General features: G+C 70.8%; 12 protein-coding genes. 8 read left to right on the top strand and 4 right to left on the bottom strand.

Annotation, left to right across the window (positions count from 1 at the left end; translation table 11 throughout):
• The first annotated feature begins 66 nt into the window (after window positions 1-66).
• From HW837_RS07060 to HW837_RS07095, 8 genes are all read left to right on the top strand, one after another.
• Entirely contained in the window at window positions 67-1,086 is a 1,020-nt protein-coding gene (locus HW837_RS07060; protein WP_045556735.1) for a carbohydrate kinase family protein, read from the top strand.
• A gap of 54 nt (window positions 1,087-1,140) precedes the next feature.
• Window positions 1,141-2,421, top strand: coding sequence for an ABC transporter substrate-binding protein (locus HW837_RS07065; RefSeq protein ID WP_193379918.1), 1,281 nt, complete (start codon window positions 1,141-1,143; stop codon window positions 2,419-2,421).
• 124 nt (window positions 2,422-2,545) lie between these two features.
• A complete protein-coding gene (locus HW837_RS07070) occupies window positions 2,546-3,430 on the top strand; it encodes a carbohydrate ABC transporter permease (protein WP_045556916.1) in 885 nt (294 codons plus the stop codon).
• Window positions 3,427-4,314: a carbohydrate ABC transporter permease gene (locus tag HW837_RS07075; protein ID WP_193379917.1), complete on the top strand. Its 888-nt coding sequence runs from the start codon at window positions 3,427-3,429 to the stop codon at window positions 4,312-4,314. Before HW837_RS07070 ends, HW837_RS07075 begins: the two co-directional genes overlap by 4 nt.
• A 29-nt stretch (window positions 4,315-4,343) precedes the next feature.
• Entirely contained in the window at window positions 4,344-5,357 is a 1,014-nt protein-coding gene (locus HW837_RS07080) for an alkaline phosphatase family protein (RefSeq protein WP_193379916.1), read from the top strand.
• The gene (locus tag HW837_RS07085) at window positions 5,354-8,326 is read left to right on the top strand and encodes a glycoside hydrolase family 2 TIM barrel-domain containing protein (RefSeq protein ID WP_045556731.1); all 2,973 of its coding nucleotides are present in this window, start codon (window positions 5,354-5,356) and stop codon (window positions 8,324-8,326) included. The genes HW837_RS07080 and HW837_RS07085 overlap by 4 nt, the downstream gene beginning before the upstream one ends.
• A 28-nt stretch (window positions 8,327-8,354) precedes the next feature.
• A complete protein-coding gene (locus HW837_RS07090; RefSeq protein ID WP_045556730.1) occupies window positions 8,355-10,184 on the top strand; it encodes a LamG-like jellyroll fold domain-containing protein in 1,830 nt (609 codons plus the stop codon).
• Between the two features lie 17 nt (window positions 10,185-10,201).
• Window positions 10,202-11,890, top strand: a complete 1,689-nt coding sequence (locus tag HW837_RS07095) for a PHP domain-containing protein (protein WP_193379915.1) — start codon at window positions 10,202-10,204, stop codon at window positions 11,888-11,890.
• Between the two features lie 305 nt (window positions 11,891-12,195).
• Here HW837_RS07095 and HW837_RS07100 read toward each other — a convergent pair whose 3' ends face one another.
• The 4 genes from HW837_RS07100 to HW837_RS07115 are packed head-to-tail and all read right to left on the bottom strand — an operon-like array spanning window position 12,196 to window position 16,032.
• Window positions 12,196-12,651: a MaoC family dehydratase gene (locus HW837_RS07100; RefSeq protein ID WP_045556728.1), complete on the bottom strand. Its 456-nt coding sequence runs from the start codon at window positions 12,649-12,651 to the stop codon at window positions 12,196-12,198.
• Between the two features lie 15 nt (window positions 12,652-12,666).
• Complete coding sequence (gene menE / locus HW837_RS07105; RefSeq protein WP_045556727.1) at window positions 12,667-14,175, bottom strand: o-succinylbenzoate--CoA ligase; 1,509 nt, start codon at window positions 14,173-14,175, stop codon at window positions 12,667-12,669.
• Window positions 14,176-14,224: 49 nt separating this feature from the next.
• Complete coding sequence (locus HW837_RS07110; protein ID WP_045556915.1) at window positions 14,225-15,103, bottom strand: amidohydrolase family protein; 879 nt, start codon at window positions 15,101-15,103, stop codon at window positions 14,225-14,227.
• 11 nt (window positions 15,104-15,114) lie between these two features.
• Window positions 15,115-16,032, bottom strand: coding sequence for an SDR family NAD(P)-dependent oxidoreductase (locus HW837_RS07115; protein ID WP_045556726.1), 918 nt, complete (start codon window positions 16,030-16,032; stop codon window positions 15,115-15,117).
• Between the last annotated feature and the right edge of the window lie 232 nt (window positions 16,033-16,264).

The raw sequence follows: 16,264 nt of genomic DNA on the forward strand, positions 1-16,264 counted from the left end.
GAAATTGAAGACTTTTGAAGAGTGATCTTCGAGAGCCTTCCCAGGTGTCGACGAGAGGGTGCGCGCGTGGACGACGACCGGCCCGACGTGCTGCTGACCGGGCTGCTCTTCTACGACCTCGTGCTCACGGGGCTGGGAAAGCCGCCCACACCGGGCGAGGAGATCTGGACCGACGGCATGGGCTGCGGCCCGGGCGGCATCGCCAACCTGGCGGTGGCCGCCGCCCGTTTCGGCCTGCGGACCTCGCTGGCCACGGTCTTCGGCGACGACTACTACGGCCAGTACTGCCGTGACGTCCTCGCCGGACAGGAAGGCGTCGACCTCTCCCTCTCGCGCACCGCCGACGGCTGGCACACCCCGGTCACCGTCGCCCTCGCACACGGTCACGACCGGGCCCTGGTGACCCACGGCCAGGAACCGCCGTACTCCCAGGACGTCCTGATGGGCGACCCGCCCGAAGCGCGCACGGCGCTGGTGCACATCGAGGCCGAGCCCCGCGAGTGGCTCGCCAAGGCCGCCGCGAACGGCACGCTCGTCTACGCGGACGTCGGCTGGGACCCCACCCAGCAGTGGTCGCGCGACCTGCTCGACCAACTCGCCCTGTGCCACGCCTTCCTCCCCAACGAGACCGAGGCGACGGCCTACACCCGCACCGACAGCGCGGTCGCCGCGCTCGGCACCCTGAGCGAGCTGGTGCCGGTGGCCGTGGTCACCCGCGGCGGCGAGGGCGCGGTCGCGGTGGACCAGACGACCGGGGAGTACGCGGAGGTCCCGGCCCTGGACGTCGACGTGCTCGACGCGACGGGCGCCGGCGACGTCTTCGGCGCGAGCTTCGTCGCCGCCTCCCTCGGCGGCTGGCCGCTGGCGGAGCGGCTGCGGTTCGCCGTGCTGTCCGCCGGACTCTCCGTGGGCCGGCACGGCGGAGGCCTCGCCGCACCCGGCTGGTACGGCGTCGAGCGCTGGTGGCGCTCGCTGACCGACCCCGGCCTGAAGAAGGCCTACGGCTTCCTCGCGGACCGCATCCCGGCCGACGTGGGCCCACCGGTGCACCACGCCCCGGTCACCCCGCCCGCGCGGCTCCACTGACCCCCCGCACCAAAGCCCCGAAGTACCACGAACAGGAACCAACAGGAGTGACCCGTGGACCTTTCTCGTAGAGGCTTCCTCCAGGCTGCCGTGTTCACCGCGGCGGCCTCCGGCCTGACCGTCGCCTGTGGCGGCGGCTCGGATTCCGGCGGCACCAAGAACGGCAAGAACCTCACCATGTGGTACTGGGGCGGAGCCCTCAGCGACAAGGTGGTCGCCGAGGCCAAGACGCACTTCAAGAGCCAGATCAAGCTGACCAGTTCCTCCATCGGCGGCGACTTCAAGCAGAAGCTCACCACCACGCTCGCGGCGGGCGGCTCCTCCGTGCCGGACATCACCGGCATCAAGGGCGAGGACATCGCCTCCTTCCTGCCCAACGCGGACCGCTTCCTCGACCTGAACGACCTGGGCTTCAAGAAGCTCTCCTCGCAGTACCTGGAGTGGAAGACCAAGCTCGCGCAGACCGAGGACGGCAAGCAGATCGGCTTCCCGATCGACATCGGTCCCACCGCGCTCTTCTACCGCGCCGACCAGTTCGAGAAGGCGGGGCTGCCCTCCGATCCGGCGAAGGTCGCCGCCGAGGCCAAGACCTGGGACGACTACTTCGCGCTCGGCACCGAGCTGAAGAAGGCGCTGCCCGGCACCTTCCTCATCAACAACATGGGCTCGGTGTTCAGCATCGCGGTCGGCCAGGGCACCAAGCGGTTCATCGACCAGGACAACCACTTCATCGGCGACCAGGACCACATCCGTGCCGCGTGGGACCACGCGATCCGCGCCTACACGCTCGGCCTCGACGCCAAGATCAACGACCAGAGCTGGAACGCCGCCGTCGGCAAGAGCCTGACCACCGAGGTCGGCGCAGCCTGGCACGCGCTGGACATCGAGTCGGCCGCCCCGAACACCAAGGGCAAGTGGCGGGTCTGCGCGACCCCGGGCGGACCGGCCAACCAGGGCGGCTCCTATCTGACCCTGCCCAAGCAGTGTCGCAACCCCGAAGAGGCGTTCAAGATCATCAGTTGGATCCTCAGCCCCGACAACAACGCCAAGAGCTTCGCCGACGCCACCATCTTCCCCGCCTCCCCGGAGACGTACGCGATGCCGGCCATGACAGGCCCCGACGCCTTCTTCGGCGGGCAGAAGATCATCGAGGTCTTCGGTCCGGCCGCCGAGGCCATACCCGTCAGCTACGAGGCGCCCGCCGACTCCGCGGTCATGGCCCCCTTCATGGCCGAGCTGACCAGCATCGAGGCCAAGGGCAAGAAGCCCGACGACGCCTGGAAGGACGCGGTCTCCCAGGCCAAGCAGATCGCCAGGCGACAGGGGGTGAACTGAGGTGTCGTCACCTCCGGTGACCGGTCCCGCCACGGTGCCCGAGCACCGTGGCGGGCCGGGCCCGGCCCGCTTCCGCCCGCGGCGCACCCCGCCCGCGGGCGTCGCCCGGCCCACGCGTCGCGGTGTGCTGTCGTACTGGCGGCAGTACCTGGCGATCTCGCCCTTCTACCTGATCTTCCTCGGGTTCTCGTTCGTCCCCGTCTTCTACTCGCTGTATCTGTCCTTCCAGCGCTACGACGGGCTGGGGACCAAGCAGTTCGTGGGTCTGCAGCAGTTCGAGTTCCTGTGGAGCGACCCGGTCTTCTGGCTGTCCATCCGCAACACGCTGATCATCTGGGTGCTGTCCACCGTGCCCACGCTCTTCGGCGCGCTGGTGCTGGCGACGGTGCTGCACTCGGTGCGCCGCTTCAAGGGCTTCTACCGCATCGCCCTCTACGTGCCCAACGTGACCTCGATCGTCGCCGTGGCGATCTTCTTCGGCGCGGTGTTCAGCAACGACTTCGGGCTGGTCAACGCGATCCTGGGCACGGTCGGCATCTCACCCGTGCCGTGGCTGAGCAACCCATGGCTGATCAAGGTGGTCATCGGACTGCTGATGACGTGGATGTGGACCGGCTACAACATGATCATCTACCTGGCCGGCCTCCAGGCCATCCCGCAGTCGGTCTACGAGGCGGCCAGGATGGACGGCGCCGGACCGATCCGCACCTTCTTCCAGATCACCATTCCGATCATGCGGCCGATCATCCTGTTCACCGTCGTCATCTCGACCATCAACGGTCTGCAGAGCTTCAGCGAACCCCAGGTGCTCTTCGCCAGCAACGCCGCCAACCAGAACCTCGGCGGTCCGGGCCAGGCGGGCCTGACCACGCTGCTGTACTTCTACCAGTCGGCCTTCCTCGACAACGACTACGGCTACGGCGCGGCCATCGTGTGGGCCTTCTTCGTACTGATCATCGTGCTCGTCGTCATCAACTGGCGCATCGTGCAACGAGGGAGGAAGTCATGACGACAGCCGTCACCACACGGCCGGCCACCGGCGCGAAGCCGGCGACGGGCGGGAAGCGGCCGCGCCGTCCCAAGGGCCTCTCCCCTCACCTCTTCCTCGTGCTGGCCGTCGTGATCTCGGTCTTCCCGTTCGTGTGGACGATCGTGATGGCGACCAACACCACCCGGGACATCTACAAGAGCCCGCCGAAGCTGACCCCCGGCTCGCATCTGCTGGAGAACATCCGGGGGGTGCTCGACACGGTCGACTTCTTCGGGTCGATGCTCAACACGGTCGTCATCGCCTGCGCCACCACGGTGCTGGTGCTGCTCGTCGACTCCCTGGCGGCCTTCGCCTTCGCCAAGTTCGAGTTCCCCGGACGCAAGCTGCTCTTCGGCCTGCTCCTGGTGTTCATGATGCTGCCGCTGCAGCTGGCCGTCCTGCCGCAGTTCATCCTGATGTCCGAGCTCGGCTGGGTCGGCATGCTCAAGGCGCTGGTCTGGCCCGCCCTCTCCAACGCCTTCGGCATCTTCTGGCTGCGCCAGTACATCGAGACCGGGGTGCCCGACGAACTGCTGGACGCGGCGCGCATCGACGGCGCCGGGTTCTTCCGGCAGTACTGGAACGTGGCACTGCCGATGATCAGGCCCGCGATGTCCTTCCTCGCCATCTACGCCTTCGTCGGCGCCTGGAACGACTACGTCTGGCCCCTCATCGTGCTCACCAACCCCGACCACGTCACGCTCCAGGTCGAGCTGGCCCAGCTCAACGTCGGCCACAACACCGACTACAGCATGGTGATGGCCGGTGTGCTGATGGCGTCCCTCCCGCTGGTGATCGTCTTCGCCGTCTTCGCGCGCGGCTTCATCGCGGGGGCCACCGAGGGCGCGGTACAGGGCAGTTGAGCCGACCCCTCCCGAGAGAGGTGCACGAGATGGCGGACGCCGACGGCACGGGGCGGCCGGGGCGCGGCAAGGTGCTCGTGGTGGGGATGGACGGGCTGCGCCTGGACCGGCTGCCCCTCCCACGGGCCGCGGCCGACGGGGCCCCGGTCCCGCCCCGCCCGCCCTCGACGGCGCCGGTGCTGTACGGGCTGATGGCCGCGGGCGCCCACGGCAGCGGTCTGCTGCCCTACGGCGAGGTGGACGGCGGCGCCGAGGGCGGGCCGTCCACCAGCATGGCCTACACCGACTCCGGGCCGGGCTGGTCGAGCGTGCTGACCGGGGTGTGGCCCGACCGGCACGGGGTCACCGGCAACGACTTCGAGGGCGCCGACTACTCCCGGTACCCCGACTTCCTCAGCCGCGCCGCAGCCGCGCGGCCGGGCCTGCGTACATTGGCCGCGGTGTCCTGGCCCGAACTGGTCGACCGCGGCACCCTGGGCCCCGCCATCGGCGAACGCGCGCGCTTCGACGGCGAGTCGGACGGCTACGAGGACGCCGACCGGCGCGTCGCCGACACCGCCGTGCGCCGGCTCACCGAGGACGACCCGGACGCGGTGTTCGTGTACTTCGGCGCCACCGACGAGGCCGGCCACGCCACGGGCCCCCTCAGCCCGGCCTACGACCGGGCCCTGCTGGCCCAGGACACCCACCTCGGGCGGCTGCTGGAGGCGATCGACGCCCGGCGCCGCGACCCCGCCCGCGCGGACGAGCGCTGGACGGTCCTGGTCACCACCGACCACGGCCATCTCGACGCCGGCGGTCACGGCGGCGACACCCGCGCCGAACGCGAGGTCTTCGTCGTCCTCGCCGAGCCGGGAGCCCCCTCGGACGGGGCCTCCCCCGGCACCCGTCTGGACTCCCCCCGGCTCATCGACATCGCCCCCACGGTCCTCGACCGGCTCGGCATCCCCGTCGACCCGGCCTGGGGCCTGCCCGGGCACGTCCTGCCCAGGCCGGTCCCCTCCCCTTCCCCCCTGTCACCCCCGACTTCGGAACGGTCATGACCGACGCACTCTTCGCCCTGCGCCCCTGGCAGCACCCCGAGGTGACCTCCTGGGGGCGGCTGCCCATGAGCGCCGTGGACCGGCGCGCGGGGGCGGTGCCGCTCGACGGACGGTGGCGCTTCCAGCTGCTGCCGTCGCCCGAGCGGGAGCCCGGGCCGTCCTGGACCTGGGCCGAACTCCCCGGCTCCTGGGCGCTCCACGCGGCGGAGGACCCCCCGCAGTACACCAACGTCCGGATGCCCTGGCCGCAGTTCCCGCCCGACGCGCCCGCCGCGAACCCGACCGGGGTGTACGAGCGGGAGGTCGACATCCCCGCCGAGTGGGCCGGCCGCCGGATCGTGCTGCACGTGGGCGCCGCCGAGAGCGTGCTGCTCGTCCATGTGGACGGGCGTCCCGTCGGGGTCTCCAAGGACTCGCACCTGGCCGCCGAGTTCGACCTGTCCGGCCTGGTCCGGCCCGGGAAGCGGGCGACCGTGCGGCTCACGGTGGTGAAGTGGTCGGACGCCTCCCACATCGAGGACCAGGACCAGTGGTGGCTGGGCGGTGTCACCCGCCCGGTGCTGCTGTACGCCACCGATCCGCTCCATCTCGCGGACGTCACCGTGCGGGCCCGCCGTGACGGGGAGCTGCGGGTGGACTGCCGGGTGCGCTCGGCGGCGGGGACGGCGACGGGCGCGCTGCCCGCAGGGTGGTACGTCAGCGGGGAGTTGGACGGCTCGGCGTCGGCCGGGCTGGAGCTGGCCCAGGACCGGGAGTTCGACCGGTTCAACGCCGAGGACGAGCGGGTCTCCGACTTCCTCGGCGAGGCCCGGCTGGGCACGGTCGTCCCGGACGTGCGGACCTGGAACGCCGAGACCCCCGAGCTGTACGACCTCACCGTCCGGCTGCACCGCGCCGACGGCACGGTGGCCGACGTCTCGCGCCACCGGGTCGGCTTCCGCGACGTCGAGATCCGCGGCCGGGACCTGCTGGTGAACGGCGAGCGGGTCTGGATCCGAGGTGTGAACCGGCACGACTTCCATCCGCTGACGGGGCGGACGGTGTCGTACGAGGACATGCGGGCGGACCTGCTGACGCTGAAGCGGTTCGGCTTCAACGCGATCCGCACCTCCCACTACCCGGCCGACCCGGCCCTGTACGACCTCACGGACGAGCTGGGCTTCTACGTGGTGGACGAGGCCGACATCGAGTCGCACGACCACGCGCACGAGATCGCCGACGACCCCCGTTATCTGAACGCCTTCGTGGACCGTGTCTCCCGCATGGTCCTGCGGGACAAGAACCATCCGTCGGTGATCGTCTGGTCGCTGGGCAACGAGTCCGACTACGGGGCGAACCACGACGCGGCGGCGGGCTGGCTGCGGCGCCACGACCCGACACGTCCGGTGCAGTACGAGGGGGCGGCGAAGCTGGACTGGGCGGCGACGGACGACGCCTCCGACATCGCCTGTCCGATGTACGCGCCCATCGAGGACTGTGTGGCGCACGCGCTGTCGGGCGAGCAGACCAGGCCGCTGATCCAGTGCGAGTACTCGCACGCCATGGGCAACAGCAACGGCACCCTCGCCGACACGTGGGCCGCCATCGAGGCGACCCCGGGTCTTCAGGGCGGGTTCATCTGGGAGTTCTGGGACCACGGCATCCTCCAGCGTGTGAACGACGGACGACCGGCCGGGCGTGGGGGCGCCGGGCTGTACGAGAACGGGGTCGCCGGCCCCGGCCTGCGCTGGGCCTACGGCGGCGACTTCGGTGAGACCGTCCACGACGGCGCCTTCATCGCCGACGGGGTCGTCCTTCCCGACCGCACCCCGAAGCCCGTGATGTTCGAGCACCGGGAGATCGCCGCCCCGGTGCGGCTGTCGGTGGAGGGCGAGGACAACTGGCGGGTGCTGCGGGTGCACAACCGGCAGCACTTCCGCGATCTGTCGTGGCTGGCCGCCGAGTGGGAGTTCGCCGCGGCCGACGGCGGCTCCTGGACGCTTCCGGCCCAGCTGCCGGACGTACCGCCCGGTGGCTCGGCGGTGATCGACCGGCCCGAGCCGGCGGGCGGGGCCGGCGAGATCTGGCTGACGCTGCGGGTGACGACGGCCGGCGACGAGCCCTGGGCGCCGCGCGGCACCGAGGTGTGCTGCCCGCAGGTGCAGTGGTACGCGGCGGAGGAGGGCGAGCCGGTGGTGGGCGCCGAGGAGGACCTCGGGCACGTCCCGCCGCCGCAGACGGATCCGGAGGGGCTGCTGCTGCATCCGCTGCTCGCCTCCCCGCCGGTCCTGAGCCTGTGGCGGGCCCCGACCGACAACGACGTCCTCGGCGGCATGGCCGAGCGCTGGCGCGAACTGGGCCTGGACCGCGTGCAGCGCGACCCGGTCGCCGTGGAGCGCAAGGGGTCCACGGTGCGGGTCCGCTCCCGCTGGACCACGGGTGCGGGCGTCGTCGAGCACGAGCAGGCGTTCACGGCGCTGGTGGACGGCCGGGTGCTCGTGGAGGAGACGGCCGTGCTCCCGGAAGAGCTGACGGACGTGGCCCGGGTCGGCACGGTGTTCGAGACCGTCGAGGGTCTCGACAGCCTGGCCTGGTACGGGCAGGGCCCCTGGGAGAGCTACCCGGACCGTGCCGCCGGGGCGCCCGTCGGTCACCACGCGGCCCCCGTGGACGGGTTGTTCACGCCGTATCTGCGGCCGCAGGAGAGCGGGGGCCGGCACGGTGTACGGCACTTCACGCTCTCCGGGGACGGCCACGCCCTGGCGGTACGGCTGGACGGCCCCCGGCAGGTCTCGGTCACCCGGTATCGCGCGGCGGACCTGACGGCCGTCGCCCACCACGACGAGCTGGTGCCCCGGCCCGGCTGTGTCGTCCACATCGACGCGGCGCACCGGGGACTGGGCACCGCCTCGTGCGGTCCCGACACCGCGCCGTCGTACCTCGTCCCCCCGGGCGTCCACCGCTGGTCGTGGACGCTGCGGGCGCTCTGAACCACGAACCCCCATCTACGGAGTCACTGTGTGCACCTCGCACGAACCGGGGCAGGAGTCTGCCCAGGCCCGCTCGGGCAGACGTAACTTCCTGCGCGCCACGGCCCTGCTGGGCGCGGCCGCCACCGTCTCGCTTCCCGCCGTGGCGCAGGCGGCGCCCGAGCGCCGGCGGCCCGATCCCACGAGCCGGCGTTTCACGCTGGCCGTCATGCCCGACACGCAGTACCTGTTCGACGGGCCGAGCATCGACAAGGCGCCCGTCGAGGCGTCCCTGCGGTACCTCCTGGAACACGGTGAGGAGGAGAACATCGTGTTCCTGTCGCATCTCGGGGACCTCACCCAGAACGGCACCGCGCAGGAGATGGGGGCGATCGGTGCGGCCTTCCGGCTCCTGGACCGCCGGGGCGTCGGCTACAGCGTCCTCGCGGGCAACCACGACGTGCGCTCGTCCACCGACGACCAGCGGGGGCCGACCCCGTACCTGGACGTGTTCGGGCCCGACCGCTTCGAGGGTCGGCCGACCTTCGGGGGCGCCTCCCCGGACGGCTACAACTCCTTCCACCTCTTCGAGGCGGGCGGCCGGCAGTGGATGGTGCTGGCCCTGGACTGGCGGCTCTCCGCGAAGGGCTTCGCCTGGGCGAAGGACGTCCTGGCCCGGCACCCGCAAACTCCGGTCGTGCTCACCACGCACGAGATCGTCGACGGCGACGACTCCCTCTCGGCGTACGGACAGCAGGTGTGGGACCGGCTGATCGAGGACCACGACCAGATCTTCCTCACCCTCAACGGGCACTACTGGCCGGCGGCGCGGGCGACCCGGAGGAACGCTGCCGACAACGATGTCCATCTGCACCTCACGAACTACCAGAACCGGTACTTCGGCGGCGCGGCGATGATCCGGCTCTACCGCTTCGACCTCGACCGGAACACCATCGACGTGGAGACGGTCTCGCCGTGGATCCTGGGCCGGGCGGCGAAGGGGCTCAACGAGCTGGAGCGGCAGGAGATCGAACTCTCCGGCGACGCCGACCGGTTCACGGTCGAGATCGACTTCGAGAAGCGGTTCTCCGGTTTCGCGCCGGTGCCCGCCCGTGCCGCCCGTCCGGCATCGAACATGCTGATACCCGGCACGGTCGCCTACTGGCGGTTCGACGGTCAGCAGGACGGGGCGAAGGTCGGCGGCACCGTCCCGGACCGCTCCGGACACGGCAACGACCTCACCCTCGTGACCGTCGGCGGCGGCAACCTGACCTGGTCCGCCGACCACCACCCGGACCAGCCGGGCCACGGCAGCCTGGAGTTCCACGGCGGCAAGCCCCCGCTGACGGGCGCCTATCTGCGCACGGTCGACGGGGCGCCCCTGAACTCGGCCACGTTCAGGGACGGTTACACCATCGAGGCGTTCTACCGGCTGCCCGCCGACTGGGATCCCTCGAAGCACGCCTGGGCGGGTCTGCTCGGCCGGACGGGCACGGGCGGCGCGGCCGGCAAGACCGCCGACGACCCGGACGAGCCGCTCGCCACGCTGTCGCTGTCGAACGACCGGGAGCCGCAGTGGGCGGTGCGCCCGCTCAACCAGCAGGGCATCGCGACCAACTGGGGTCAGGAGACCCCGCTGGAGACGTGGTGGCACCTCGCGGTCGTCAACGACGGACGGCACACGACCCTCTATGTGCAGGGCTGCCCGGTCGTGCGCAACCCGAAGGCCCCGGCCGTCGGGCTCGCCTCGGTCGGGCTGCCCTGGATCCTCGGCGGCTACGAGTACGCCGGGAAGATCGACCAGATCCTGCACGGACGCCTCGGTGACGTCCGCATCGTCGAACGGGCACTGCCCGTCAAGTCGTTCATGAACCACTGAGAGACGAGGGAACCACCATGTCCGACCTGTCCGGCACACCCGAGCAGCCGCTGCCCGTCTGGGCCGATCCGTCCGTCTCCGCCGCCGACCTCGACGCGCAGGGGGTGTCGCGCCGTGGACTGCTGCGGGGCGCGGGCCTCTTCGGCGCCGCGTTCGCGATGGGCGCGACGGGCGCCCTGACGACCCCGGCCGCGGCCGCTTCCCGCCCGTACGGGGGCGAGGACCCGCGGCTCGCGTATCTCGTGGGCGACCACCACATCCACAGCGTCTACAGCCACGACGCCAAGTACACGTTCTCCCAACTGGCCGCCGCGGGCGCGAAGTACGGCCTCGACTGGATGGTGTTCACCGAGCACTCCAACTTCGGGCACGCCGACTTCGGGGCCGCGTTGGAGCACCGGGAGATCCTGCGGGCCCGCGCCGAGAACCCCCGCCAGCTGATCTTCCAGGGCCTGGAGTGGTACATCCCGGGCGCCGAGCACTGCACGGTCTTCACCACCCCCGGCCGGCACGAGGTCGACCTGCTCACCCGCTTCGAGAGCGCCTACGACGGCAAGCTGCTGGGCTACACGGACGGTTCCGTGGGCGGCGCGGACACCGCCCGCAACGAGGCGCACGCCGTCAAGGCCATCAAGTGGCTGGCAGAGCAGCGTCGTTCGGGTTACGTCGACGACGTGCTGGTGCTCGCCAACCACCCCCTGCGGCTGGGCATCGACTCCCCGCACGAGCTGCGCAACTGGCGGGACGCCGCCCCCGAGATCATGATCGGCATGGAGGGCGCGCCCGGCGCCCAGGGCGCGGCCATCCCCGGCTGGCGGGGGACGACCTCGATCCGGGGCGAGTACGAGAACAAGCCCTCGGCCCAGTCCTGGCCGGGCTACCCGGTGGAGGCGTACCTCACGTACGGCGGATTCGACTGGTCGACGGCGACCGTGGGCGGGCTCTGGGACGCGATGCTGGCGGAGGGCCGGCTGTTCTCGATCACCACCAACTCCGACGCCCACCGGATCGTCTTCGACACCTGGCGGAACGGCGACTGGCCGGCCGGGCAGACCTTCGACAGCACCGGCAAGCTGCCCGACCCGGTGAACACCGACACCCCACAGCCCGGCAGCGACTTCTGGCCCGGCCAGTTCAGCCGCACCCACGTGGGCGTCACCCGCTACGGGTACCGCTCGGTGACGGCGGGCCTGCGCGCGGGCCGCGTCTGGGTCGACCACGGCCACCTTCTGGACGGCCTCGACGTCCGGGTCAAGCGCGACCGTGACCACGGCCGGGGCGTCACCCTGGGCGGCAGGCTGCGCGTCCGCAAGGGGGAGAAGCTCACGCTGACGGTGACCGTGACGACCGCATCCCGCGCCAACCCGCACGGGATCCTGCCGGAGTTGGCCCACGTGGACGTCGTCCGGGGTGGGGTGCGCGGTCCGGTGACCGACCGGGACGCCTGGAAGGCCCCGGACACGAGGGTCGTGCACACCAAGGACGTGAGCGGTCGCAAGGGCACGTACACCCTGCGCGTCCCGGTCACGGCGGGCGACGAGTCCTTCTACCTCCGCCTGCGCGGCAGCGACGGCAAGCGGAACGGGGCGGGTTACCTGGGCGCGTCCATCGATCCGCACGGCCCGATCCCCCACGAGCCGGGCAACGGCGACCCGTGGGAGGACACGTGGTTCTACTCGAACCCCGTTTTCGTGGACGTGAGTTGAGCGGCGGATGCTTCTAGGGCCCCTTCTGATGGATCTCCGTGGGAGAAGGAGCGGCGTCGTGGGGGTCCCTCCCGCTCGAGCGGAGCCGAGAGTGGGGGAGCGTGCGCTCGGCGTGCGGCGTGGAGGGCCTTGTGGCGGAGCCACCTGGCCCTTCGCGGCGTGCGGCGAGCGTGCGTGCCGGGCGCCGCGACGCCGCGGAGATCCATCAGAAGGGCCCTACTGCCGAAGAATCTCCGACTCACGTCACTAGGGGCGCGGGGAACCGCGCGACCGGCCACGACGGACGCGCGGTTCCCCACGAACCCTTACGCGTAGAAGCGGGACAGGCTCTGCAGCACGGCCGCCGGCTTCGGCGCCCCCTCGATCTCGATCGTCCCGTCGACGGTGATCTGGACACCGCCCGGCACGTCCTCCACCGAGGCGAGCTTGCCCACCAGGCGGATCTTCGACCCGACCTTGACCGGCGACGGGAACCGCACCTTGTTCAGGCCGTAGTTGACCTTCGTCGAGACGCCCTCGACGTCCAGCAGTTCGGTGAACAGGGGGATGAACAGCGAGAGGGTCAGGTACCCGTGGGCGATCGGCGCGCCGAAGGGGCCCTCGGCCGCCTTCTCGGGGTCGACGTGGATCCACTGGTGGTCCCCGGTCGCGTCGGCGAACGTGTCGATGCGCTCCTGGGTGACCTCGATCCACTCGCTGGCGCCGAGGTCGCTGCCGGCGAGCTTCTTGAGCTCGTCGATGCCGTTCACAGTGATGCTCATGAGGTGTTTCCTTAGCTAGGAGTCGGTGCCGTAGCGCTTGCGCACCCGGGCCTTGAGGAGCTTTCCGGAGGCGGTGCGCGGCAGTTCGTCCGCGATCACCACCGACTTCGGGATCTTGTACTTGGCGAGCCGCCCGGCCAGCGAGGCCAGTACCTCGTCGGCGTCCAGGGCGTGGCCCTCGCGGGGCACGACCACGGCGCGCGGCACCTCGCCCCACTTGTCGTCGGGGATGCCGATGACCGCGCACTCGACGATGTCGGGGTGGGCGAGGAGCTGGTCCTCGATCTCGGCGGGGTAGATGTTCTCGCCCCCGGAGATGATCATGTCCTTGATGCGGTCGACGATGAAGACATAGCCGTCCTCGTCGATCCGGGCGGCGTCCCCGCTGCGGAACCAGCCGTCGGCGAAGACCGCGGCCGTCTCGTCGGGCAAACCCCAGTAGCCGGGCATGACATGAGGTCCGCGGACGACGACCTCGCCGGGCTCGTCGACGTCGACCGGGGTCATGTCGGGCCGTACGACCCGTACATCGCTGAAGAAGTGCGGGACACCCGCCGACCCGGCTTTGCTCACGGCGTGCTCGGCGTCGAGGAAGAGCGTGCCGGGGGCCGCCTCCGTCATGCCGTAGCCCTGGAGGAAGGTGAGCCCGCGCTCCTGGAACCTGGCGATGAGCGGGGTCGGCACCGGGGAGCCGCCGCAGGAGAGCATCCTGAGCGACGACAGGTCGGCGTCGGCCCAGCGCGGATGCCGGGCGATCTGGTCGAACATGGTCGGCACGCCGAACATGAAGGTGATGCGGTGCCGTTCGATCAGGTCGAAGGTGGTCTCCGGCACGAAGGCCTCGACCAGGACGCAGGTGCCGCCCTTGAGCAGCACGGGCAGGGTGAGCATGTTCAGCCCGGCCGTGTGGAACAACGGGGCGGAGACCAGGGCGCGTTCGTCGGTGATGATGTCCTGGTCGACGAGCACGTTGACGGCGTTCCAGATGATGTTGCCGTGGGTGAGCATCGCGCCCTTGGGGCGGCCCGTGGTCCCCGAGGTGTACATGATGATGCAGGTGTCGTCTGCGGTGACGGGCTGGTCGATCGGCTCGGCCTCGGCCCCCGCCAGCAGCGCCTCGTACTCGGTGCCGGTCTCGACGAACGTGCGTACGTCGGTCTCGCCGCCCGGCAGTCCGGCGACGAGTCCGGTGAACCCGGCGCCGTACACCAGCGCCTTGGCCCCGGAGTCCGCCAGCTGGTAGGCGATCTCGGGGCCCGCGAGGCGGGTGTTGAGCGGGACGAAGACCGCGCCGAGGGTGCCGGCGGCGAACAGGGTCTCCAGGTACGAGGGGTGGTTGGGCCCCAGGTAGGCGATGCGGTCGCCGCGGCGTACGCCGGAGGCGCGCAGCGCGTGGGCGAGGCGGGTGGTGCGCTCGTACAGCTCCCCGTAGGTGAGGCGTGTGTCGCCGTGGATCAGCGCGGTGCGCTGCGGGGTCTTACGGGCCCGACGGGCGGGCCACGACCCCAGTCCCTCATTGCGCATGAGTGTGCCCCTGTCCGTCCTTGCACATGGGGAGGTCCATCTGCGTCCTCTACGGTTTCGTCAGGCCGAGCAAACGGGCGGCGTTCTCCTTGAGGATCTTCGGCTTCACCTCGTCCTTGATCGACAGCTTCTCGAAGTCGGCGAGCCAGCGGTCGGGGGTGAGGACGGGGTAGTCGGAGCCGAAGAGCACCTTGTCCTTCAGCAGGGTGTTCGCGTACTGCACGAGCTGCGGCGGGAAGTACTTCGGCGACCAGCCGGAGAGGTCGATGTGCACGCCCGGCTTGTGCGTGGCGACCGCCAGGGCCTCGTCCTGCCAGGGGAAGGACGGGTGCGCCAGGATGATCTTGAGGTGCGGGAAGTCGGCGGCCACGTCGTCCACGTGCAGCGGGTTGGAGTACTTCAGGCGGATGCCTCCGCCGCCGGGGACGCCCGCCCCGATGCCCGTCTGGCCGGTGTGGAAGAGGGCGATCGTGCCCGTCTCCTCGATGACCTCGTACAGCGCGTACGCCACCGCGCGGTCGTTGGGGAAGAAGCCCTGGACGCTGGGGTGGAACTTGAAGCCCTTGACCCCGTACTCCTCGACCAGGCGGCGGGCCTGCCTGACGCCGGCCTTGCCGCGGAAGGGGTCGATGGAGGCGAAGGGGATCAGCACGTCCGCGTTGGCGGCGGCCGCCTCGGCGACCTCCTCGTTGGGGACCGGCTCGGTGCCGGTCGCGGACTCGGCGTCCACCGTGAAGATCACGGCGGCCATCTTCCGCTCGCGGTAGTAGGCGGCCGTCTCCTCCAGGGTGGGCTTGCGCTTGCCCTCGACCTTGAAATAGGCGGAGGAGGCGTCGTGCAGCTCGTCGTCCAGCGATGACGTGCCCTTCTTCGAGGACACCTCCGCGTGGGTGTGGACGTCGATCGCGACGAGTTCCTCCACGTTCATGGCCTGGCTCATCACGCCTCCGGGATCTTCGGGGCGGGGATGCCCACGGTCTGCGGTTCGGCGCCCAGCGAGGTCGGCCAGACGTCGGCGAGGGCCTCGGGGGTCCAGCCGCCGTTCGCGTACGCCGTCTTGATCTCCTGCGGATGCGACCAGAGTGCCACCTTGTCGCCGCCGATGCCGATGGCCTGGCCGGTGACACCGCGCGCCGCCTCGGAGGCGAGGAAGGGGACCAGGGCCGCGCAGTCCTCGGGGGTGCCGAAGCCCTCGCCCTTGCGCAGGAAGTCGGGGAACGGCTTGCCCTCGCGCAGGGCCTCCACGTACGGGGCGAAGACCGGGATGGTCTCGGTCATCGCGGTGGCGGCCACCGGGACGATCGCGTTCACGGTGATGTTCGCGCGGCCCAGCTCCATCGCCCAGGTGCGGGCGAAGGCCGCGATGCCGGCCTTGGCCGCGGCGTAGTTGGTCTGGCCGAAGTTGCCGCGCTGGCCGGCCGGGGAGCCGACGAGGATCAGGGAGCCGCCCTCGCCCTGCTCGCGCATGCGGATCGCGGCGGCGCGGGCGCAGGTGAAGGTGCCCTTGAGATGGGTGGTGATCACCGCGTCGAAGTCGTCGTCGGACATCTTCCACAGCACCTTGTCGCGGAGGATGCCCGCGTTGGTGACGAGGATGTCGAGCCGCCCGAACTCCTCCACCGCGCGGCCCACCAGGCGGTCGGCCGCCTCGGTCGTGCCGACCGGGACCACCTCGGCGACGGCCTTGCCGCCGGCCTCGGTGATGGACTTCACGGCCGCCTCGGCCACGGCCTCGTCGATGTCGTTGACGACGACGGAGGCGCCGGCGGCGGCGAGGGCCTGTGCGTAGGCGAGGCCCAGGCCACGGCCACTGCCCGTGACGACGGCGACCTTGCCGGTGAGATCGATGCTGGGCACGAGTGGGGTCCCTTCGGTGGCGGAACGGCTTCGAGGTCGACGTGCGGCACCTCGATGTCGCAGTGCGGCTTCGAAATCGAAGTTAAGAGCAATAGTTGTTGACGTCAATAGTTGTTGTTCCCTGGGCGTTGCGTCATGCTGGAGCGGTACGTTCGCGCCGCCCCGTCCGGGGCGCCGGCCTGATCCCGCAGGACAGGCCCTTGGACCAGGGAGCCCGCCATCACCCGCCAGC

Origin of the sequence: Streptomyces caniscabiei, from assembly GCF_014930365.1 — a bacterium.
GTDB lineage: Bacteria > Actinomycetota > Actinomycetes > Streptomycetales > Streptomycetaceae > Streptomyces > Streptomyces caniscabiei.

What these genes read in the sequence shown, in the direction of transcription:
- HW837_RS07110 (WP_045556915.1), bottom strand. Translation starts at nt 15,103, where the DNA reads ATGAACGTGGAGGAACTCGTCGCGATCGACGTCCACACCCACGCGGAG.
- HW837_RS07080 (WP_193379916.1), top strand. Translation starts at nt 4,344, where the DNA reads ATGGCGGACGCCGACGGCACGGGGCGGCCGGGGCGCGGCAAGGTGCTC.
- HW837_RS07085 (WP_045556731.1), top strand. Translation starts at nt 5,354, where the DNA reads ATGACCGACGCACTCTTCGCCCTGCGCCCCTGGCAGCACCCCGAGGTG.
- HW837_RS07100 (WP_045556728.1), bottom strand. Translation starts at nt 12,651, where the DNA reads ATGAGCATCACTGTGAACGGCATCGACGAGCTCAAGAAGCTCGCCGGC.
- HW837_RS07075 (WP_193379917.1), top strand. Translation starts at nt 3,427, where the DNA reads ATGACGACAGCCGTCACCACACGGCCGGCCACCGGCGCGAAGCCGGCG.
- HW837_RS07095 (WP_193379915.1), top strand. Translation starts at nt 10,202, where the DNA reads ATGTCCGACCTGTCCGGCACACCCGAGCAGCCGCTGCCCGTCTGGGCC.
- menE (WP_045556727.1), bottom strand. Translation starts at nt 14,175, where the DNA reads ATGCGCAATGAGGGACTGGGGTCGTGGCCCGCCCGTCGGGCCCGTAAG.